The organism is Corynebacterium nasorum, assembly GCF_022345765.1.
Classification (GTDB): Bacteria; Actinomycetota; Actinomycetes; order Mycobacteriales; family Mycobacteriaceae; genus Corynebacterium; species Corynebacterium kefirresidentii.
The window spans coordinates 31683-54018 of record NZ_JAKRDR010000011.1 but is presented as its reverse complement, the minus strand read 5'-3'; the positions used below and the strand labels follow the sequence as shown (position 1 = coordinate 54018).

Annotated in this window: 16 protein-coding genes and 3 tRNA genes; 7 read left to right on the top strand and 12 right to left on the bottom strand. The window is 56.7% G+C overall.

Translation table 11 applies throughout. The features are described 5' to 3' along the window. Positions 1 to 2: 2 nt before the first annotated feature. From MHK04_RS08680 to MHK04_RS08670, 3 genes are read right to left on the bottom strand one after another with little or no spacing between them, the layout of a single operon-like run. The gene (locus MHK04_RS08680; protein ID WP_239208464.1) at positions 3 to 1346 is read right to left on the bottom strand and encodes a DAK2 domain-containing protein; all 1344 of its coding nucleotides are present in this window, start codon (positions 1344 to 1346) and stop codon (positions 3 to 5) included. Between the two features lie 10 nt (positions 1347 to 1356). Next, positions 1357 to 1995, bottom strand: coding sequence for a uracil-DNA glycosylase (locus tag MHK04_RS08675; RefSeq protein WP_023021673.1), 639 nt, complete (start codon positions 1993 to 1995; stop codon positions 1357 to 1359). Between the two features lie 2 nt (positions 1996 to 1997). Continuing rightward, positions 1998 to 3035 (bottom strand): thiamine-phosphate kinase, encoded by a 1038-nt coding sequence (locus tag MHK04_RS08670; protein ID WP_239208462.1) that lies wholly within the window; start codon positions 3033 to 3035, stop codon positions 1998 to 2000. Here MHK04_RS08670 and MHK04_RS08665 point away from each other — a divergent pair. Beyond that, on the top strand, positions 2983 to 3882 hold the full coding sequence (locus MHK04_RS08665) for a DUF3515 domain-containing protein (protein WP_239208460.1): 900 nt from the start codon (positions 2983 to 2985) through the stop codon (positions 3880 to 3882). The two genes, MHK04_RS08670 and MHK04_RS08665, sit on opposite strands and share 53 nt — an antisense overlap. Before the next feature lie 14 nt (positions 3883 to 3896). Here MHK04_RS08665 and MHK04_RS08660 read toward each other — a convergent pair whose 3' ends face one another. Continuing rightward, positions 3897 to 4958, bottom strand: coding sequence for a D-alanine--D-alanine ligase family protein (locus MHK04_RS08660; protein WP_200287609.1), 1062 nt, complete (start codon positions 4956 to 4958; stop codon positions 3897 to 3899). A gap of 22 nt (positions 4959 to 4980) precedes the next feature. After that, complete coding sequence (locus MHK04_RS08655) at positions 4981 to 5979, bottom strand: NAD(P)H-dependent glycerol-3-phosphate dehydrogenase (RefSeq protein ID WP_023021677.1); 999 nt, start codon at positions 5977 to 5979, stop codon at positions 4981 to 4983. Between the two features lie 162 nt (positions 5980 to 6141). Between MHK04_RS08655 and MHK04_RS08650 the strand changes: the two genes are divergently transcribed. Then, positions 6142 to 7140 (top strand): NUDIX hydrolase, encoded by a 999-nt coding sequence (locus tag MHK04_RS08650; protein WP_239208458.1) that lies wholly within the window; start codon positions 6142 to 6144, stop codon positions 7138 to 7140. 104 nt (positions 7141 to 7244) lie between these two features. Here the strand turns inward: MHK04_RS08650 and MHK04_RS08645 are convergent, their stop codons facing one another. The 3 genes from MHK04_RS08645 to leuC form a co-directional block, all read right to left on the bottom strand. Further along, the gene (locus MHK04_RS08645; protein ID WP_239208456.1) at positions 7245 to 8123 is read right to left on the bottom strand and encodes a hypothetical protein; all 879 of its coding nucleotides are present in this window, start codon (positions 8121 to 8123) and stop codon (positions 7245 to 7247) included. A gap of 201 nt (positions 8124 to 8324) precedes the next feature. Beyond that, positions 8325 to 8915, bottom strand: a complete 591-nt coding sequence (gene leuD, locus MHK04_RS08640; RefSeq protein ID WP_239208454.1) for a 3-isopropylmalate dehydratase small subunit — start codon at positions 8913 to 8915, stop codon at positions 8325 to 8327. Positions 8916 to 8936: 21 nt separating this feature from the next. Then, on the bottom strand, positions 8937 to 10358 hold the full coding sequence (gene leuC, locus MHK04_RS08635; protein WP_239208452.1) for a 3-isopropylmalate dehydratase large subunit: 1422 nt from the start codon (positions 10356 to 10358) through the stop codon (positions 8937 to 8939). A gap of 52 nt (positions 10359 to 10410) precedes the next feature. On the opposite strand from leuC, the gene MHK04_RS08630 reads away from it, so the two are divergent. The 4 genes from MHK04_RS08630 (at position 10411) to MHK04_RS08615 (ending at position 16662) form a co-directional block, all read left to right on the top strand. Continuing rightward, positions 10411 to 11094 carry an IclR family transcriptional regulator gene (locus MHK04_RS08630; RefSeq protein ID WP_239208450.1) on the top strand — a complete coding sequence of 228 codons (684 nt, stop codon included), beginning with the start codon at positions 10411 to 10413 and terminating at the stop codon, positions 11092 to 11094. A 195-nt stretch (positions 11095 to 11289) separates the two neighbouring features. Continuing rightward, complete coding sequence (locus tag MHK04_RS08625; protein ID WP_023021683.1) at positions 11290 to 11583, top strand: hypothetical protein; 294 nt, start codon at positions 11290 to 11292, stop codon at positions 11581 to 11583. 216 nt (positions 11584 to 11799) lie between these two features. Beyond that, positions 11800 to 14451, top strand: coding sequence for a YhgE/Pip family protein (locus MHK04_RS08620; RefSeq protein WP_239208448.1), 2652 nt, complete (start codon positions 11800 to 11802; stop codon positions 14449 to 14451). Positions 14452 to 14454: 3 nt separating this feature from the next. Continuing rightward, positions 14455 to 16662: a YhgE/Pip domain-containing protein gene (locus MHK04_RS08615; protein ID WP_239208446.1), complete on the top strand. Its 2208-nt coding sequence runs from the start codon at positions 14455 to 14457 to the stop codon at positions 16660 to 16662. A gap of 287 nt (positions 16663 to 16949) precedes the next feature. Here the strand turns inward: MHK04_RS08615 and MHK04_RS08610 are convergent. From MHK04_RS08610 to gltX, 4 genes are all read right to left on the bottom strand, one after another. After that, positions 16950 to 17025 (bottom strand) — tRNA-Glu (locus MHK04_RS08610). Positions 17026 to 17715: 690 nt separating this feature from the next. Then, positions 17716 to 17788 (bottom strand) — tRNA-Glu (locus MHK04_RS08605). Between the two features lie 39 nt (positions 17789 to 17827). Further along, positions 17828 to 17899, bottom strand: a tRNA-Gln gene (locus MHK04_RS08600). Positions 17900 to 18145: 246 nt separating this feature from the next. Then, positions 18146 to 19639 carry a glutamate--tRNA ligase gene (gene gltX / locus MHK04_RS08595; protein ID WP_239208488.1) on the bottom strand — a complete coding sequence of 498 codons (1494 nt, stop codon included), beginning with the start codon at positions 19637 to 19639 and terminating at the stop codon, positions 18146 to 18148. Between the two features lie 232 nt (positions 19640 to 19871). Here gltX and MHK04_RS08590 point away from each other — a divergent pair, with 232 nt between their 5' ends. Then, positions 19872 to 22313: a choice-of-anchor M domain-containing protein gene (locus tag MHK04_RS08590; protein ID WP_239208444.1), complete on the top strand. Its 2442-nt coding sequence runs from the start codon at positions 19872 to 19874 to the stop codon at positions 22311 to 22313. Positions 22314 to 22336: the final 23 nt, after the last annotated feature.

Here is a 22336-nt window from a genome sequence, read left to right as displayed (position 1 = left end):
TGCTACTCCACTCCGATTTCGGTTGCAATATCCGGAACGTTAAGCGCCACCACATCCACATGTAGCTGTTGGCCCAAATCCTCCTCATCTACGTCAAGGGCGCTTAAGATGGTGACCTGCTCCCCGCCTTCTGCCAAGAGATCGCGACAGGTGGCGCTGATTGACGCAAGGGTTTCCTGGCTGGGATAAGCTACGCGCATGGAATTGGCTGCATCGCGCATAGCAGCGACCACAGCACCGGTATCTGGGTTATTAGGTTCATTGACAGAGATAGCGGCCAAGGCAGCAACTAGCGACTGTGCAGGCACTACTCGCCCGGCACCAGTCTGCGAGCTCAGCCCCGTAACTAGGACAATATCCTCCTCTTCGGCCGCAATGGGTTTCTCCGGTGGCACAACGGTAACGCCCGCAGATTCCAAAAGATCGGTAATAGGCCCGGCCGGCGCGGCTGCGTATACCCGGCGAACAACTGATTCTTCGGCGGCGGGTTCGGTGGGAGCCGGCAGCACCTCAAGGTGCAAGTTGGTCACTTTTCCCTTAGCAAAAGCTGTCTCAATGACGGCGCCCGCCTGCGGAGAGTGGATATGCACATTAGCCCTGTCCTCGGTAGCGCGAGCGATGACCAAGCTATCTCCCATCGGTGCAATTGCCGCCTGCAGCGCGTCGATATCTCCTTCATAGAAAAAGACCACTTCCAGCACGGTGACCTCCTCTGGGGCGGGTAGACCTGCATGCCCAGTAGAGCCCTCAATCTCCGCGAGAAGGGACTCTAAGAGAATCACGAGGCCGGCTCCGCCAGCATCCACTACTCCAGCCTCCTGCAGGGCTGGCAATTGCGATGGGGTGCGCTCTAGAGCAGTCCGAGCGGCCGAGATTGCGCCGCTGACGATGCCGTGCAAGGTCGCGCCAGGACGCGCTGCGGAGTCGTCGGCGGCTTCCGCTGCTGCACGCAAAACCGTAATAACCGTGCCTTCCACTGGCTCGGCGATGGCTCGGTCCACCAACTCCACGGCCTGCTGCAAAGAACGGGCAAAAACGGAACCGTCAATAACTGAGTCCACCGTGGACTCCGCTACGCCGCGCAGAACCTGAGACAACACCATGCCCGAATTTCCGCGTGCCCCACGCACCGCCCCACGCGCGAGGGAATCAGCTACATCGCCACCTTTGTCGAGCTCCGCAACCGCTGCTTCCATGGTGTGCGCCATATTTGAACCAGTATCCGAATCCGGTACGGGAAACACATTGAGGGCGTTAATTTCCTCGCGGCGATGGGCTAATTCCCCCACGGCGCGGGTAGCCCAATTGCGCAGACCGCAGGAATCCAGCGTGCTGGGATATGACATGCGCAATAGTTTACAAGCGCCAGTCTATTTCCTGCGCGCCTTGGTCCCGCAAAAGGGCGTTTGCCCGGGAAAAGGGCCTAGAACCGAAAAAGCCACGGCTGGCAGAAAGCGGTGAGGGGTGTGGAGACTTGATGCACGGGACGTCGGGAAGAAAGCGCTCACACGCTTGCGCATCGCGGCCCCAGAGGATCGCCACCATGGGGCTGCGGTTGAGCGCGCGGATGGCAGCCTCGGTGATTTCTTCCCATCCGATGCGACGGTGCGAGCCTGCTTGGCCTGGGGCTACGGTCAGCACCCTGTTAAGTAGCAATACGCCTTGGTCAGCCCAAGCACTCAAATCGCCGTCCTCTCGGCCGTTGATCCCCACATCATCGTGAAGTTCACGGTAAATATTGACCAAAGAACGCGGGGGCTTCACGCCGGGGCGAGTAGAAAAGGCCATGCCCATGGCATGCCCTGGGGTGGGATACGGGTCTTGGCCCACGATGAGCACACGGACCTCATCCAGTGGCATGCGCAGCGCGCGACAAACATCCTCAGCTGGGGGCAGATATTCCTGGCCCTCAAGGGCGTGAGAAATCCGTGGCCATTGCTCTTCTATTACCGGCGCCAGCACCGGCTCCCATGAAGGGTGATAGGTGGGGTGCATATTTAAAAGCTTCGCCAGCCTTTCTGATAGCTCGGTGTCTTTCCTCCCACCGTAACCCCGCAGCCCCGAGTTACGGTGCCAATTTTCCGGAATCCGGAGGGGGTGTCTTTCGCGGTCGTGCCTATTAATGTGTGGTCTTCACCGCCGCTTAGCACCCATTCCCACGGGTCACGGTCCACAAGGTCTGCGGCCTGGCACAGCAAATCTTCCGGCTGCAAAGCCTGCGGATCCAAATCCATATGTACGCAAGAGTGTTCAGACATCGTGGTGCAGTCTTGGATCAAGCCGTCGGAGTTATCCGTCATGGCGGTAACCCCAGCGGCGCGGGCAATGACACCGCGGCCGGGATTGAGCCAGGGTGCGCAATGGGCGTCAATAAGCGGCTGGAGGTGCTCGTACCCAGCGGGGAGCTGTCGGCCGAAGCGCTCTAACAAGGCCAAGCCGGCGGCCGAGTGGCCAATCTTGCCATGCGCTACCACGTGCTGGCCTGCCCGCGCACCCTCCAAGGTCAGGGCAGGAAGGCTGCCGCCGAGGAAACCCACGGCCGAAATGTTGATGACCAAAAGATCAGACTTCGTGAGGTCACCGCCCACCAACTCGGCATTATAGAAAGAGCTATGCTCCGCAATGCCCTCAGCGATGCCCCGCACGAAGGACACTGGGGTATCACCTGGCGCGGCGATGGCTAAAAGGGCAGCAACGGGTCGCGCCCCCATGGCTTCAACATCGGCGAAGTTGCGCAAGATAGCTTTCTTACCAATCTCGCGCGGGGTAGACCACTCGCGCAGGAAATGACGCCCCTCCACCATCAAATCCGTGGCTGCCACGGTGCGGGAATTCGGTGGTGCGCTAGGCAATACCGCCGCGTCATCTCCGTTGAGCCTGCTCGAGGCCACAGAGGTAATTTCCCGAATGGCGTTGCGTTCTCCCACCTCTGCGAGAGTCTGAGTTAAGTTCACCAGCGTCCTTTCGATACTATGAGCCCTTATGACATCCCAATTTAACCGCACCGCGATCTTCATTTCACTTGGGTTGTCCATAGTGATGGTTCTGGCGGTCCTCTTCGGCGCAAAGTACGTATTCAATAACATCGCCAAAGCACCCGTGGCGGTCTCCCCCGTGGAATCCAAGGAAGCAGATTCACAAGCCTGCCATAGCTTTATCGACTCCCTGCCGGATGAGGTCATGGATAAGCCGCGCGCAGACATTGCCGAGCCTGTGCCCTCCGGTGTCGCTGCGTGGGCAGCTAACTCTGAGGATAAGGTCACCGTGCGCTGCGGCGTGGACATGCCTTTCCAGTACACCGAGTATGCCCAGACCCAAGACCTAGAGGGAGAAAAGTGGTACAAGGTGCGCGATGCCACGCCGGGATCCAACCTAACCACCTGGTATGCGGCGCAGCGCTTCCCTATCGTCGCCGTTACTGCCCCCACCGACGCCGAGCCGGGCGAGCTTAACGACGCCCTCTCAGAACTCAAAGAAAAGCCTGCCCCCGCTCATAAGGCCCCGCTCAAGGAGCTCAAGGCGGGCGATGAGCAAAGGTGCGCCGATATCGCAAAGGCCCTGCCTGATTCGGTGGCCGAGGGCTACCACCGCCGCGAGGTTGCGGAGAAGAATACCTTTGTGTGGAGCGCCGATGGCCGCGAAGACATCGTGGCCCGTTGCGGTGTGGCCAAGCCCGAAAACTATCGTGCTGGGGTAAAGCTGCAGCAAGTCAACGAGATTCCGTGGTTCGAGGACACCACCTTGGCCCACGGCACCACAGCCGGCACGTGGTTCGCCTTCGGCCGCGAAAACTACCTAGCCCTGCACGCCCCACAGGATGCCGCGCAAGCGGCACTGGTGGAGATTGGCGATGTACTCGCCAAGCACACCGCTGAAAAGTAGAAAGTACTCCGTCCCTACTTTGCTAGCGCCTGCTCAATGAGGGCCTCAAGCAAAGCGGGGTACTCCACACCCGAAGCGGCGAGCACCTGGGGATACATCGAAATCGGGGTAAAGCCCGGCAGAGTATTGATTTCATTGATGTACACGGAATCTTCGGTAACGAAGAAATCCACCCGGGATAGGCCCTCACAATTTAGGGCCTCGAATGCGCGAACAGCCATGTCGCGCAGCTTCTCGGTCAACTCAGGCGTGAAAGGCGCAGGGATTTCCGCGGTAACCACATTATCGAGGTACTTTGTGTCAAAGCCATAAAAGCCCTCGTCAGAATCATCAATGCCCGCCAGCAGTGCTGGAACAGACGCCAACAGTGTGCCGTCGGCATAGTGCAAAACACCGATTTCTACCTCTTGGCCTACGATTTCTGGCTCCACCAGGATTTTCTCGTCGTCTTCTAGAGCAAGGTCAACGGCTGCGGGGAATTCTTCCCAGCTATTCACTTTGGATACGCCGATTGATGATCCGCCCCGGGCGGGCTTTACAAAGACGGGCAACCCTAGGTGCTGCTTTTCTTCCTCGCTGAGCTCGGTGCGACCTTTGGGGATTACCTCGGGCGCGACCGGCAGGCCTGCCGCTGCCAGCACCTTCTTGGTAAATTCCTTATCCATCCCCACCGAGGAAGCCAATACGCCCGGCCCGACATAGGGCAGGCCGGAGAGCTCAAAGAGACCTTGGACGGTGCCGTCTTCACCAAAGGGCCCGTGCAGGATGGGAAATACCACATCAACCTCAGCAAAGAGCGTGCCATCGGTGACGTTATGGAACTGGCCCCTGGCATTAGGATCCAGGGAAAGCGTTAGTTCCGCCCCTCGCCTGACTTCTGGCATGACACCATTGACAATCTCTAGTCCCTCAGTGGTGCCGGGCGTCCACGTGCCCTCGCGGGTGATGCCGATAGGCACCACCTCGAATTTTTCAGGATCGAGGTGATTCATGATCGCACCTGCAGAGACGCAGGATACGGAGTGCTCGGTGCTACGGCCGCCATAGATAACGGCCACGCGGGTCTTTTCAGTCATGCCCGCAGATTTTACCCTTGACCTACTCCGACTTCTTGGACCGACCCATCAGAGCGATGATCATATCTTCCACCGCCATGCCCTCGTAGCAGACACCATAAACCGCGTGGGTAATCGGCATCTCTACGTCTGCCTGCTGGGCTAGGCGGTAGATAGAATCACAGGAGTAGACGCCCTCCGCAACCTGCCCGTTGGTGGCGGCCTTGGCCTCTTCAATGGTGCCGCCTTGGCCCAGGCGATAGCCAAAAGTACGGTTGCGCGACAATGTCGAGGTACATGTTGCCACCAAGTCACCCAAGCCAGCCAAGCCGGAGAAGGTAAATGGATCCGCCCCCAACTCCACGCCGAGGCGGGTAATTTCTGCCAAACCGCGGGTAATGATGGTGGCCATGGTGTTATTGCCTAGTCCCTTGCCAGAGGCTATACCGCAGGCTAATGCGATGACGTTTTTGCAGGCGCCGCCGATTTCCGCACCAATAACATCGGTGTTGGTATACGGGCGCAAGTACGGCGCGGCCACCGCCGCCTGGACGCGCTTTGCGCGTTCCTCATCTGGGCAGGCGATTACTGTGGCGGCCACTTGGCCTGCGGCAATCTCTTTAGCCAGGTTCGGGCCAGAAAGTACCGCCACGCGGTCTGCTGGCACTCCCGCCGCATCCATGATGACCTCGCTCATGCGCTTGAGCGTGGTGGTCTCCACACCCTTGGAAATGGAGACCAAGGTTGCGTTTTGAGGCAGATGCGGGGCCCACTTTTCCACGTTGCCGCGCAAGGTTTGGGAGGGAACGCCGAATACGACGACCTCGGCACATGACAATGCTTCCACTTCATCATGAGTCGCCCGCACAGCCGCCGGTAGGCGGGTATCCGGCAAGTAGTCCGGATTAGTGTGGGTCTCGTTGATAGCTTGTGCCAACTCTGCGCGGCGGGCCCACAGGCGAACGTCATTTCCGGCATCCGCAAAGACCTTGGCCAAGGTAGTGCCCCAAGAACCGGCACCCATCACCGCAACATTAACCATGGTGTCTCCTCCAAACGTGCAAAGCAATAACCTCAACTTTAAAGCATGTCTGTCCGACCGTGTGGCAGGGATGCACACCGCGCCTAACCCGTGGGACAATGGGCGCTTAGACGTTGTTTAAATGAAGCCAGTTACTGTGGAAAGGCCCCGTGGAGGCAGACGATGCCCAATATTAAAAAGATGCACGAAACCGACAAGGATCAACAGCACGAGGAATTCATTTCCGGTCGCCATCAAGAAATCCCGGTGGATCCAGGCAAAGAATTCCACCGCACTACCCTTGCCGCCGGCGCCGTTATCTGGCGTGGTTCTCCGCAGGAACCGGAAATCGCGCTAATCCACCGTCCCCATTACGATGATTGGTCCCTGCCCAAAGGCAAGGTCGATCCCGGCGAGTCACTGCCCACCACAGCAGCACGGGAAATCCTGGAAGAGACCGGATTCAGCGTCCGGCTAGGCAAACTCATTGGCAAGGTAACCTATCCGGTCCAGGGGCGGACCAAGGTCGTCTACTACTGGGTCGCTAAGTATTTGGGCGGCACCTATTCCGCCAATAGTGAGACCGATGAGTTGCGCTGGCTGCCTATCGACGAGGCGCAAAATCTCTTGTCCTACGACGTAGATACCGCAGTGGTGGCTAAAGCCGCCAAACGCCTGCGCATCGCGCCGGCCACGCGCGTTCTTTATGTCCGCCACGCCCACGCGCATGAAAGCGGCAGCTGGGAAGGCGATGATAACCTGCGGCCGCTTGATAAGAAGGGGCGTCGCCAAGCGGAAATGCTGGTCCCGATGCTCAGCGCTTATCAGCCCACTGCCATTTACTCTGCGCTGCCCCAACGTTGCCAGCAGACAGCTGCCCCGCTTGCCGACGAACTGGGCAAGGACATCTCCATCAATAAGAACTTTGGCGACGAGGCTTGGGAAAACGACCCAGAAGCAGCCAAGAAAGCCTTCCGCCGCGTGGTAAACGAAGGCGGGGTGCCCGTTATTGTCAGCCAAGGCGGCACCATCCCCGGCATCATCGAGGACCTCGCCCCAAAGTTCCTTAAAAAGCCGGTGGACAAGCTGAAGTTCAAGAAGTCTTCTGTGTGGGTCTTGTCTTTCAACAACGGCGAGCTCACCGGCGCCGATTACCTGGCTAGCCCACTGCCGGTGCGCTAGTTTCCTAGTTCCTCCCCGACCAACAATTAAGGCCCTGCCTTCCATCTCATGCGGTGGACGAGCAGGGCCTTACTTGCGCAATTATCGTGCGGCTGCGGGGTTTTCTAACCGCGCAAGCCGAGCGTGCGACGGACGAAGAGGACCAAAATGAGGGTGTTCAGTGCTGGGAACAGAAGCATGCCGACGAAGGTAAAGCTCAACACTGCGTACAGGACGGCAATCAAGACGGCTACTAGGATGGTCACTCCGACATTCTTCTTCGCTACTTCGATGGAAGCCCCGAAAGTTTCGCCAACGGATAGCTCAGGGCGTGCGGCCTTAACAGCCGGCATCCAAGTAAAGAAGAAGGTGGCGAAAAGTCCCGGAATAATCAGGAGAACGAAGCCCAGGGAAATAACCAGCCACGAAAGCACATTCACCGCCATGAGACCGGCGACATTTTTAAAGCTCAGAAAGTCCATTATTTCCAGCGTCCCGGTATCAACCTGTTTATTAGCAGCCTTGTACCAGGTGCTAATGGACCAAATAAACACTAGGAACATGGCGATAATAGCTAAGAACATTACCGCAATTAACCCACCAGTAAGTGCGGCATCGGAACCCGAGCCACTATTGGCTAGGGCATCAATGGATGTACCGCTGCCTGCTAGGACGAGGGTCAACAGCAAATAGAGAATGGAGACAATTACGATCTGCACCAGTGGACCGAAAATCCACTGCGCCCAATTGCGGCCGAAGTAGCGGAAGCTATCCGCGATGACCTGAATGGCGTCTACGTCACGACCAATAGGGGAATCTTCTCCTTGGTAGGTGCTTCCAGCGTATCCGGGTTGCCCGAACTGTTGCTGACCGTACTGCTGCCCGTAGCCTGGTTGGCCGTTCGCGCCGTTTCCGTAGGGCGCAGATTCACTCGCAGGTCCGGGAGTACCTGGACCATTGTTTCCTGAATTAAAGGAATCATTATTCGAATAGGGATTGCTCATAGATTTAAAGCTAGGGGCATACTTTGTTATAGGAAACTGGAGCAGGTGATTGTTACCCTTACGTTACCAATTTTTACCCCCGCAGCTCCCCCAAGGTTTGTACTCAAGACTCATAGCCAAAAGCAAAGCACCCCCACCGCCCCTTCTTTAGAGAGGACTTTAGGGGTGTTGGCGCAAGTTCATCCCCAACCGCGCTCCCATCTATGGGGCGATAACAGAGGGCTTAAAGCCGGGGCGTCGCTTTTCATAGTCAGCGATATCGCCCTCGTTACGGAGGGTGATATCAATGTCATCGAGGCCCTCCACCAACCGCCAACGGGTGTAATCATCGATGTCAAAGCGGTAGGTATTTTCTCCCACCGTGACCGTTCGCGCTTCCAAGTCAACGGTGACCTGGGCTTCTCCTGATTCCAGCTGCTTCCAGATAAGCTCGATGTCCTCTTGTTCCATCAAACCGGTAAGAAGGCCGGACTTTCCTGCGTTACCGCGGAAGATATCTGCAAAGCGGGAAGAAAACACGGCACGGAACCCGTATTCACTCAACGCCCATACTGCATGCTCCCGGGAGGAACCGGTGCCAAAGTCTCTTCCTGCAAAAAGCACCGACCCATTTTTAAATTGCTCTTGGTTAAGCACGAAGCTTTCTTCGGGGCGCCAATTAGAAAACAGCCCTTCAGAAAAGCCTGTACGCTTAACCGACTTCAGGTAGCGCGCCGGAATGATTTGATCAGTATCCACGTTAGTAACGCGCAGCGGTACGCCAGTTCCGGTATGGGTTATAAATTTCTCCATTATCAATGCCTTTCTAAGCGCTTAATTCAGGTCAGCAGGACTAGACAGGTATCCGGTCACGGCTGTAGCGGCAGCCACCTGGGGCGAGACTAGGTGTGTGCGCCCACCTGGGCCTTGTCGGCCTTCGAAATTGCGGTTGGAGGTTGAAGCTGAGCGCTCTCCCGGCGCTAGTTGGTCTGGATTCATTCCTAGGCACATCGAGCAACCAGCGGTACGCCATTCGGCTCCAAACTGGCGGAAGATCTCATCTAAGCCTTCTTCCTCTGCTTGGGCCTTGACAGCTGCTGAAGACGGCACTACCAGCATCCGCGTATCTTCGGCGATGGTGCGGCCCTTGACCACACCGGCAGCGGCGCGCAAATCTTCAATGCGAGCGTTGGTGCATGAGCCGACGAATACGGTATCTATTTTGATATCGCGCAGCGGAGTCCCCGGCTGCAGGTCCATATATTGGAGGGCCTTTTCTACAGTGGCCGTTTCATTGTCGTCACCGCAGTCTTCTGGATCTGGAACACTCTCCCCTAATGGCAGACCTTGTCCAGGATTGGTTCCCCACGTAACAAACGGGGTCAAGGCAGAACCATCAATCTCAACGACGGTATCGAATTCCGCCCCCTCGTCGGTGGGAAGCGTCTTCCAATAGTCAACCGCAGCATCCCAGTCCGCCCCGCTGGGAGCAAACTCGCGTCCCTTCACATATTCAAAGGTGGTCTCATCTGGGGCGACCATGCCGGCGCGGGCTCCTGCCTCAATAGACATATTGCAGATAGTCATGCGCTCTTCCATGGACATCCTGCGGATCGCCTCACCACGGTACTCAATGATGTGACCTTGTCCGCCGCCGGTACCGATTTTGGCGATTATGGCCAGGATGAGATCTTTGGCGGAGACTCCCTCTTGCAATTCGCCCGTCACCTCAATCGCCATCGTTTTAAAAGGCTTCAAGGAAAGCGTCTGCGTGGCCATGACGTGCTCCACCTCAGAGGTGCCGATGCCCATTGCGATTGAGCCAAAGGCACCATGGGTGGAGGTATGCGAGTCGCCGCAGACAATGGTCATACCTGGCTGGGTGATACCCAATTGTGGGCCAACTGTATGGACAATGCCTTGCTGTGCATCTCCCATGGAATGCAAGCGCACACCAAATTCCTCGCAGTTCTTACGCAGGGTCGATACCTGGGTGCGAGAAACCTCATCCTTGATTTCCAAGAGGTTGCCAGACTTAATGCCTTGCGTGGGAACGTTATGGTCCTCGGTTGCCAAGTGCAGTTCAGGGTGGCGCAGTGTGCGCCCAGCCAGCCGCAGACCATCAAAGGCCTGTGGACTGGTAACTTCATGTAGTAGCTGAAAGTCAATAAAGATGAGGTCTGGTGCCCCAGCATCACCGGGTTGGACGACGTGATCGCGCCACACTTTTTCCGCCAATGTCAGCTTCTGGTTCATAAACATCTCTCCACACTTGAAATCTCATAATTTGGGACGTAGATTTCATTGTATGGGAGAGTATAGCGCAGTTTCCGGAATTAAAGTGTTGGATCGAGCAATGGCCATCATGATGGCCGCCGCCAACCACCCCTCCACCCTCAACGAACTATGTGAAACCACGGGCCTACCTCGGGCGACGGCACACCGGCTAGCCACCGCACTGGAAGCGCACCGCATCCTCGTTCGCACCCCCGAAGGAAAGTGGAAGGCCGGTCCAGCCCTCCCTGGCAACCGTGACCACCTACTGGAAGTGGCGGGTCCAATTATGGAGAAGCTGCGCGAAAACACCGGCGAGTCCATCCAGCTTTACGAGGTCACTGGAAATACCCGCACCTGTATTGCCACTAGGGAACCCGAGTCTGGCCTTCATAATGTCGTCCCCGTCGGACGCCAGCTACCACTTAGCTCCGGATCCGCAGCGCGCATCATTGCCGCCTATGTAGAGGTCAATATCGAAGACGCCTCGTTTACTCTCCAGGACATCGAAGCGGCAAGGAGCCAAGGGTATTCGGAGTCCATTGAAGAACGCGAAGCCGGGCTAGCCTCTATTTCTGCACCGGTTTTCGACGAAGCCGGAACTTTCCTGGCAGTCTTGTCCATTTCCGGATCTGTCGAGCGCTTCCAGCCATCACCCGCCCAAAAGTACGCGGATACCCTCACGGCAGCCGCTCGCGAATTGAGCAGCCAGCTTTAAGCTTCCCCTCGCCCCCCCCCCACCATGCCCGTCTCTGCCCAATCCTTGCAGAGACGGGCAATGCCTTTTTCTACTCATTTAAAAAAAATTTGAGGAAACTCGCCGCCAGCTATTGAAACCAAACTGAAAATACGATTTAATGAAAATACGTTGAAAACAACGGGGACTAATCCCCGCCAGAAAGGACCAGTCATCATGACCCACACCACCCACGAGAACCACACCCACACCCACGGCACCGATTGCGGCCACGTATCCTTCCCACACGGCGACCACACCGACTACCTCCACGAAGGTCATATCCACCGTGAGCACGATGGCCACTGGGACGAGTGCGAGACCACCGAGCACGTAGAAGCCGAGGCTCACACCGACCACACTCATGGTGAAGGCTGCGGCCACGTAGCTATCCCGCACGGCGACCATGTGGACTATCTGCACGACGGCCACCGCCACGCCGCACACGGCGATCACTACGACGAGCACTAGTTGCAGCTCGGGGCTTAGCCCCTCATTATGCGCCGCCTCGGCCCTTCACCTTGTGGGTCCCGGCGGCCATTTCTATGTCTACCCTTCCGCTAAAGAGCGCCCCGAAATTCACACCAGAAACATATCTGCGAGCTCGACAGGACACACTCTCTCATTTCTGTTAAAACTGACAGTCAGACTATTAGTTCTTTCCGGTTGGGTGCTACGGTTCTTCGAGTGATTACTAGTTGGAAGATTTTTCTCCAAGATTTTGTCCGCTTGTGGCGGACCCCGCAGGTCTGGGTGATCCTTATTGGTTTGATGATCACCCCAGCCCTGTATTCCTGGGTAAACATCTCCGGTTTCTGGGATCCCTACGGAAACACAGAACACCTCAAGGTCGCCGTTGTAAATGAGGACAAGGGCGCCACCTCGGAGATGACCGGCCACTTAGACGTCGGCGGACAAATGATTGACAAGCTGCATGATAACGACAGGCTTGGCTGGCAATTCATGGACAGGCAAGAAGCCGAGGACGCCGTTAAGAAGGGCGACGTGTTCGCCTCGGTAATAGTGCCCGAGGACTTCTCGGCCGATTTCGTCAGCCTGTTTAAAGGTACGTATTCTCAGCCCACGCTCGAATACCACGTTAACGAAAAGCTCAATGCAATCGCGCCGAAGATTACTGATACCGGCGCTTCGACTCTGGATACCACTATTAGCACTACTTTCAATGAGCAGGTGGCAGATTCAGTGGCGACGGAGCTTAAAAATTCCGGTGGTGATTTAAGCCAGAAGATTAACCGTTCCGCGGGCGATACCGCGGATTCTTTTTCGGAAACCGCAGACACTGTAGCCAACTCGCGCAGCCAGTTGGCCGACGTTCACGCCACCATCGATGACGCACGCCCGACTATCGCGCAAGCCCGCGAATCACTCGGTACGGTCCAACAGACCGTCGATGACGCGCAGGCCGCGTTGAACGAAGTTAATTCCATTACCGCTGAGGTCCAGCGCGAGGTCACTTCTTTCTCCGATGACGCCACGGCCGCTTATGTGGAAGGAACGACCGCGTTGGCAGACGGCACTGCTTCTGCCAACGCTACCGTGGGCTCGGTATCTGGCAAGCTACGCGGTGCCCTCACTCGCGTCGATGCCGCTTCTGCTGGCGCAGCAGGCATCGTTGGTGAAGCGGATCGGGCTATTGACCAGCTCGATAAGCTCGCCTCATCTCCAGCCCTGCCCCCGCAGGTTTCCCAGCAGATTAAAGATCAGGTGGGAGATTTGCGTGAACGCAATAATCAGAACCGCGCAGTCCTCGGTGACCTGGACTCTCTCAACGGCGATACCAACGACACCATCGATTCGCTCAATAAGACAACGAGCTTGCTGGATAAGATGGCTGCCCAAACGCGCGATGACTCCCACGCGCTGCGCGATAATGTGGCCGAAGGCTTGCCCAAGCTCAATGCCGCGCTTTCCGACGTCACAGCTACCACCGGAAAACTTTCCGCCTCGCTCGAAAGCCAAAAGGCACTGGTGGGCCAGACCGATGGGCTCTTAGGCGGCGTCGACAAGCAGCTCAACCAAGCCCAACAGGTGGTCGAGCGCTTTTCTGTAGACCTCGATGGCATTGAACAGGGACTCCGGGCCTCCCGCAGCGATGTGCTGGCGTTGAGTAATACCGCCAATAACAATTCCATCCTGCAGTCAGTCAAGGGCCTCAATACCGACGAGGTTTCCTCCTTCCTTGCCTCCCCTGCGGAGATGGAAAGCCACGCCGTCTTCCCGGTGAAGCACTATGGCTCGGGCATGTCCTCCCTATTTATCAACCTCACGTTGTGGATCGGCGCTTTCATGCTGCTCATCATCTTCCGCGCTGAGGTAGACCCGCAGGGCCGCAAGAACCTCACCATCACCAAGGCGTACCTTGCCCGCTTCCTTCTACTCTCCTTCTTTGCCATCGCCCAGGCGCTCATCGTGTCCATCGGCAACCTTGCCATTGGAGTGGAGCATGCCAATGCAGTGGCTTATGTCGGTACCGCAGTCATCGTCGGCCTGTGCTATCTGAGCATTACCTATAGCTTGGTGTCTACGTTTGGCCACGTGGGCCGAGGCATCGCGGTGGTCTTTGCCTTCATCCAGATTCCTGGCGCTTCCGGCCTCTACCCGATTGAGATGACGCCAGATTTCTTCCGTGCGGTACACCCGTTCCTCCCCTTTACCTACGGCATTGACGCCATGCGAGAAACCGTCGGAGGTTTCTACGGTAACCATTACGCACGTGATCTCTGCGCCCTCATCGGCATGGCGGCGATTGCTTACCTCATCGGTTCGGTGATGCGCCGTGGCTTGTCCAACGTCAATATGTTGGTCAACGACGAACTGCGCAAGGGTGGATTGGTTATCAATGAACAGGTCCACCTTGTAGGAAGCCGCTACCGTTTCACCGATCTCCTCTATGCCTTGAACGACCGCGAGGCTTATCAACAAAGCCTTGAGAATAAGTGGGGCATGGCGCGCAGGAACTACTCTCAGTTGATGAAAATCACCGTGGCGGTGGGCCTGGCGCTGGTTGTCGCTTTGGGTATCTACTCACGCATTAACCCTGGAGAAAAGGCCATCATCTTCGGCCTGGCCTGCCTGGTTACGCTCATCGCGGTGGGTGTTATCTGTTCCCTCGAGTACGTCAAGCAGAGCATCGCACATGATAACCGCCTGGCGGATCTTAGCGACGAGGAAATCCAGGAGCACCTCGAGCACCAGCAGGAACATCCAAACCGCTACCTCCTGGAAGATTTGGACGAGGAATCCGCACCTGCTGATACCACCGAGACCAAAGAAATACCCGCCGTTGAAGGCGATGACTCCGGAAAGGGCGGCGAGTAAGTCATGAAAAACATTCTGACCATCCTCCGCGATGACCTCCACGCCATTCGCACCAATGTAATGACCGCAGTCATTATCTTCGGTCTTGCTATCATTCCGTTGCTTTTTACCTCCTTCAACGTGCTGGCCAGCTGGGATCCTTTTGCCAATACCAACCAGCTCAAGATTGCTGTTGCCAGCGAAGATGAGGGACACGAAAGCGACCTAGCCTCATTGAAGCTTAATTTGGGCGATGAGGTGCTCTCGCAGCTCAGCCGCAATCACGATATTGATTGGGTCATTACCGACAGCGCCGATGCGGTCGAGGGAACAAAATCCGGTGAATACTATGCTGGCATCGTCCTGCCAAAGGACTTCAGCGCAGATCTGCTTACCTTTTATGTAGAAGGAACCGAGCCCAGCAAGCTCAATCTCTATACCAATGAGAAGAAGAACGCGCTGTCTACCAACATCACACAAAAGAGTGCGGACGGCGTCATTCAAAAAATCGACGAGTCCTTCACCCGCGTGGTATCTAACGTTGGTCTCGGCGTCGTATCCGATTTAGATAAATACCTCAACGAGGACGACACCCAGACGGCACTCAATAACCTTCACAACCGCATCAATAACGTCAGCACTCGCCTCGATGCGGCTTCAGGCACTGTAGGTGCCCTAAGCAATCTTGTCGATTCCACCCTCCCGCTTACGCAGGCAGCGGATAATATCCTCGCCGAGGCCGGCCGCCAGGCCACGGAGACGGACAATGCCCAAGGCGAGAACCCCATCGACATTCTGCGCTCCACCCTCAATGACTCTGCAGGTTCACTAGACGCTTCCTTGGCGGCTACAACACAAAGCTACGATGCGCTTTCTGCCCAGGTGGATGAGTTGCTCAATAACGCAAGTAACGCCACCGCACAAACGGCGCAGACCTACCGCAGCGCAGCTGAACGTGTAGATGAGCAAACGAGCGCCTTTGAGGGCGTACGCGCTTCCATCAAGGAGCAAGCCGATAAAGCGGCGCTGCCGGCTCCAGTCGCTGGCGGCTATAAGGCGTTGATGGGCCAGATTGATGCTTCTATCGCCCAGAGCAACGCGCTACATGATTCGTTGGTTTCGACCGCCGATGATATTGAGCAGGGCCGTGGTACCTCGCAAGAATCGCGCCAGCGCACCAAGGATGCCATCGCCAATGCGAAGCACGCCGCAGAGAAGGCGCGCACTTCCTATAACGAGAACCTCAAGCCCCAGCTGGATCAGCTCAACCAAAGCGTCTCTGTAGTGGCCGGCGATATTGATGCTGTTAAGCAGGACATAGCTGGTATTCGCGACTCGGTTTCTCAAGATAACGAGTCCCCACAGCAAAGCCTAGCCCGCGCCCGCGATACTACTGCTAGCCTTGCCGGCACCCTGCGAGAGCAAAGCGGCCGTTTCGCGGACATGGGACGCAAGATCGACGAGGTTCGCCATGGCGGCGACCTAAGCAAACTGGCCGATATCGTTGGCTCTGACCCAGAGCTACTCGCCTCCCGCATTGCTGCTCCTGTGGCTGTGGACCGTGAACCGGTCTATCCTGTGGCCGCCTTCGGCGTAGGCATGACACCGTTCTACCTCACCTTGTCGCTGTGGGTAGGTGCCCTCCTAGCGTGCGTGCTGGTCCATACCAACGCCGAACGCAAGTACTTGCGAAAAGACGAGAACGGCAAGTACGACGAAAGCGATTTCACCCGTGGCCAGGCATTCTTCGGTCGCTTTGCCACGCTCGCGTTGGTCGGTCTGGCTCAAGCCACCTTGGTGGTGCTTAGCCTCATTTTCTTCGTCCAAATCGAGCCTGCACACCCGTTCATGCTCATGTTCGCAGCATGGGTAGTCTCGCTAGTATTCATGTTGATCATTTACTCACTGGTCATCACACTCGATAGTGCCGGCAAGGCCTTGGCGGTATTGTTGCTTGTGATACAAGTGTCTGGTTCCGGCGGCGCCTACCCGTTGCCATTGCTGACTGAATGGTTCCAGAACGTCAGCCCTTGGCTGCCAGCTACTTATGCTATCGATGCCTTCCGCAGCGCCATTGCGGGCATCTACCATGGCGATATTTGGCGTGAGCTGGGCATGCTGCTGCTGTTTACCATCCCGGCATTGCTCGTCGGGCTCCTTATCCGCCGCGCCATGGACGCCTATCATAAGCGCCTACAAAAGGCGATTAAGAAGACGAAGGTGATGGCATAGCCAGCGCTTGGCGACGCCCTCCTTACACAGCCCAGCGAGCCGTTTCACGGCCCGTTGGGCTTCTTCCTTGCTGCGGTCTAGCGCAGGGCGCAGCTGACCACTCAGAACTCACTGTAGGGAGGTGCAACGCCGCCTGCTGCACTGTTTAGGGCGCTCGACGAGAATCGAGCGAGAATTGAAGAATACAGGCGCCTGAGGGCCGAGAGATTTATGGGCCACCAACCGCAAAAAATGCGCCTGGAACTAAAAACAAAAAGCTGCGAGCCATTAAGCTCGCAGCTTGCTATTGGTACCCCGTACGGGATTTGAACCCGTGTTACCGGCGTGAGAGGCCGGCGTCCTAGGCCGCTAGACGAACGGGGCGCGTTCGCAGCAAGCACACACTGTGCGTTGCGGACTCGTTAAGAGTAAACGATGGGTTAACTGAGCACAAATCGCACGCTTAGGGGCGGTTTTGAGGGCGGAGGCTAGGAAAACGAAAAGGGTCCCGAGTCTTCTACTGCAGTGAGGTTTCTTCATGGCCGAGGTGCGGATCGAATCAGTGGTTATTCCGCATGCAATCTGTGGATAGTCCGTGGCCGAGAACGCTGTGCTAGTAGGACTCGGGATGGCGCTGTGCGTCGAAGTGCATATACTGCAGGCTCCTATACTTCGTACAAATGTTGGTGGGAAGGAAGTTGTGGATTATAGCGTTACTACCTGGCTATGCTTTCGGCCTGTGCGCCTTCGCTGTGGTGCGTTTCGATTTCTGTCACCCGCTCTCCTTTCTGTCTGTTTTCTGCTGTACTTGCAGTCTATGCCTGTACTTGCAGGACTGGAAGGGGTTTGCACAACTTCGCGGTGGTCTTAACCCTGGTCTTATCGGCGGCGCGTCGCTGCCTGCGCGAAAGCTACCAATGGTCCGGGGTTAGGTTATAACCAGTCCCCCATGCTTGACCACATCTCCACGTGGCCTTTAGACGACACCTCACAATCGATACCTTCCCCTTTAAGCCCCGAAAGGATACCGACTCGGATATGAAAAATCCTCCAGCGCTAAGCTGGAGGTCTTTGTACCCCGTACGGGATTTGAACCCGTGTTACCGGCGTGAGAGGCCGGCGTCCTAGGCCGCTAGACGAACGGGGCATAGAACTAGTGAGCCTGCCGTTTAAAGCATTTTCACTGCTGGCCTACCAGGACTCGAACCTAGAATGGCGGTACCAGAAACCGCTGTGTTGCCAATTACACCATAGGCCATTTGCTAACTCGCTAGGGAAGCTAACTGCCTTTCAGCCGTTCTCCCTTGCTCGCTGCAACGTGTAATAACTATAATGATCTTCGCGTAAACTGCCAAATCGCCAGCGCATAACGCTTTTTCAGCCCATAAAGACGGCATTAAAAATGCGGTGAATGACAGTGCTGTAGTTCAGCCGTCATCCACCGCGCTAACGCGAGAGGAGTTCTTAATCCCAGCGTTGACTGCAGCGCTTGCCGCAGCGTTACCTACTGCGCCGCCGGGACGTAGGGAGTCACCTCGCGTGCGGCACGCAGGCGGGCCAAGGTAGATTCCTTACCCAGCAGCTCCATGGACTCAAAGAGCGGTGGGGAAACCTGGGCACCAGAAATAGCTACGCGCAGCGCACCATAAGCCTTACGAGGCTTCAGCTCTAGGTCTTCAATAAGCGCCTGGGAAAGGGCCGCCTCGATATTCTCGGTCTTCCACTCGGCAACGCCTTCGAGGGTTTCAATACCTACCTCCAGAGGCTGCACGGCCTCTTCCTTGAGGTTCTTCTTCGCTGCCTTCTCATCGAGTTGAAGTTCCGCATCTGGGGTAACCAAGAAGCTCATGAGGCCATAAGCATCGGAAAGCGTCTTGATACGGGTCTGTACCAGATCTGCCGCGAAGGCAAATTTCTCGCCGTCATAGTCGGCCGGAAAGTCGGTGTATTCCGTCAGGTAGTTGCGCAGACGGAAGGCAAACTCTTCTGGTTCCAGCTGGCGGATATGGTCGGCATTGATAGCCTCGAGCTTCTTCTGATCAAAGCGGGCCGGATTCCCCAGCACATCGTGGACATCAAAGTTCTTCACCAAATCTTCCATGCTGAAAATATCCTGGTCTGCAGACAGCGACCACCCTAGCAGGGAGAGATAGTTAAGCATGCCCTCCGGGATAATGCCATTATCACGGTGGTTGAACAGGTTGGACTGCGGATCACGCTTAGAGAGCTTCTTATTACCCTCGCCCATCACGAACGGTAGGTGACCAAACTCTGGAGTGAACTCGGCAATGCCGATCTTCTGCAGGGCGTCGTAAAGCGCGAGCTGCCGCGGAGTAGAAGACAGCAGATCTTCACCGCGCAGCACATGGGTGATGCGCATTAGGGCATCATCCACCGGGTTAACCAGGGTGTAGAGCGGCGCACCGTTGGAACGAGCAACCACGTAATCCGGCTGGGTTTCAGACTTGAAGGTCATTTCCCCGCGGACCAAGTCAATCCAGGTCCAGTCCTGATCCGGCATGCGTAGGCGCCACACCGGCTTGCGGCCTTCGGCCTCAAAAGCGTCGATCTGCTCCTGGGTGAGATCACGGTCAAAGTTGTCATAGCCCAACTTCGGGTCACGGCCAGCCGCCTTGTGGCGCTCCTCTACCTCTTGGGCGGTGGAATATGCCGGGTAGACAAAGCCACCTTCGATGAGCTTGTCTAGGACTTCCTTGTAGATGTCCATGCGCTGGGACTGACGGTAAGGCTCGTGCGGGCCACCGACATTGATGCCCTCATCCCAGCCCAGCCCAAGCCAGGTCAGGGAATCAATGATGGCCTGGTAGGACTCTTCAGAGTCACGGGCGGCATCGGTGTCCTCGATGCGAAATACCAGCTTTCCGCCGGTATGACGGGCGTAGGCCCAGTTGAATAGTGCGGTGCGCACCATGCCTACGTGCGGTGTGCCGGTTGGGGATGGACAGAATCTAACGCGTACTTCAGTCATGCCCACCATCGTAGTGGAGCCGCCGATTCCAGTCCGCACCAGCCCAGGCGCCCCTGAAACCTGCCCGGCGCGTAGCGGTTTGCAGTTTATTCCTACACGCAAATTGGGGTAATTGGAAACAGGTTTCACTACAAAACCACAGGTCAATGAAACTGACTTCCATTAGGGCTAACAGGTTATGGGAATCATTTTCTATAGTTTCTGGTGAACTTGTGAGAACTGTAGAAAGGCCTTCCCAACTGTGGCTTCCCCACGCACCCGTTTCCTTGCCACGCTGAGCACGTTGGCGCTAATCACTCCCGCCACGGCTGTCGCGGGCCCGGATGATGGCAAGCACATCGCTACCAATACCCACGTTGACTCCCCCAAGTCTTTCTGGGAGAACAACGATTTCGTCCTGAAATCCGAGTTTGGCGGTCAAGAGCCCCCGATAGCCGACACCGTTGCCTGGGTGGGCAAGGGCTACAGCGCCACGGATAACAGCAACCAGTATCTCTATACGCTTCCGGCAAACGGGACCCAAGACTACATTGGGGCACCTGGTACAACCTACTACACAGCGCCGCACCAAGTATCCGGCAATACTTCACCCATTTGGCTGGGCTTTGGCGCCGATACCTCCTTGCCCACGGACAAATTCCGTGACGGGGTCGCGTTCCTTGATTTGCTCAGCGTCGATGGCCCCGGCGAGGTAGAGCTTTTTACCAATAAAGATGATGAGGCCGGCACCCAGCTGCACCGCATGCTCGGTTCCTTCCCGGATTCGCCGCACTCTGCTTACCTTGTTGCCGGCACGCATACGCACAACTCCACGCTGTTTACCAAGCCCGGACGATACCGCCTGACCTACCGCACTAGTGCGCGCGGAAAGGACGGCCAGCTCATAGCCAATGAGCCACAGACCACCACCATCCAAGTGGGCGGGCAGAAACCCAAAGAAGAAAAGACGCCGAGCCTCAAGGAACGCTTCGCACAGTCCGCAGCCGGTAACGCCGCTGCTGCAGGCTACAGCCTGCGCATGGCGCCCAAGTCCAAACCCGAAAAAGACGGTGATGACAAGCTCACCACCATCTCCTTCGATGCCAAGAACAAGGCGCAAGGCACCCTTACGCTGCTTATCGACGGCTACTTCCTCACCGACCTTCCCGTTAAGGATGGGCATGCTCAGTGGGACGAATACATGGGCCCCGACCCTTCCCAAGTACAGGCCGTATTTACCCCAGAGGGCGATGCCCCACGCTGGATATCCCAACCCCTTGACTTCCAACCCGGTAAATCCAGCCACACCGATTCTTCTGCCGCCGCAGATACGTGGCAGGAAACCTCCCAACCACGCCAGCTTGCCCCCACCCAGGAAACCGAGCTAAAGGAGTTGGGCTACACCATCCGCATGCGCAAGCAGGGCGATGGCGGCACCAAGATCGTGGTGGATACCGAGGATAAAAACTTCAACGGCCTACTCACCGGCGGGCTCTATGACACCAAAGGGGCGAAATACCCCACCGTGGATCTGGAAACCCCTATTACTAATGGCCACGGCGAGGTCTCCTTTGATGAGGGCGAGTACTTCAAGGGCTATTTTGCCAAGGTTAACCTCTTCCCCCATTCCACTCTGAAGGCCGGACATGCCAGCAGCGTAATCACCGAGTCCTTTGCTTTCGGCGAAAATTATGAAGTCAATGGGAAATTTTCTACTTCCACTGACGAACCGGAGACTACTCCCGGCGAGCAAGATACTCCGTCTTCAGCGCCGCAGCCAGGCACCGAAAAACCGCAAACCGGCAATGCACAATGCAGCGACAAGTACCTATTAGACCGTGGGCATGTAGATATCAAGGCCCAGCCTGCCGAGGGAGGCTTTGCAACGGTTCTGCGCGATGACACGGCGCAGGTAGACAAGAAATCTGTTGACCGCAAACTCGATGATGTTGTACTCGGCGTACACGATAATGCTCTTACCCCACGCAATAAGAAGCTCGCGGGCAAAGAGTTCGACTTCCTAGGAAAGCCCGGTGAGCGCTTCTATCACCTGCCGCAAACCCAGGACCAAAACATCATTTGGCCCGGCTATAACACCCAGGATCTGGACTATTCCTTAACCAAGGACAATGCCGTCAACCTCAACTTGAAGCCCACCTCCACGCCGGACGGCGCCGAGTGGGGCGCATTCATCGATGGCACCCATGGCAAGGGCTTTTCGGTCCTCGCCAATTCTGCGGCTAAAGACTACACCATCGAAACCAACTTTTCGGCCCATACCCATACGCACTGGGCCTTTTCCAAGCCTGGCTTGTACACCTTTGAGGCCACCTATACGGCCACGGGCACAGACGGCAAGGAGCTAAAGTCCGCGCCCCAAACCCTCACCTTTGCCGTGGGCGATAAGACGTTGGATTCCTGTTCCTTCCGCGCGCCGGGCACGGCCGGAAGCGGAGAGCCCAGCGAAAATCCAACGGATAAGCCTTCCGCGGAGCCTTCCCAGAAGCCTTCCACCCAACCATCCACCCCAGATACGCCGGACAAGCCAGCTCACCCCGGTAGGCCAGAAGAGCCCACAGGGTCCTCGTTTAGCCCGTGGAGCCTGGTCCTCCCAGCGGTTCTCGTGGTGGTTTTCAAGGCCTTTTATAACTTCTTCCGCGATAACGAGGACCTCATCCGCAAACGCTTCGGCCTCAACTTCTAAGCCTCTTCTACCCCACCAACTAG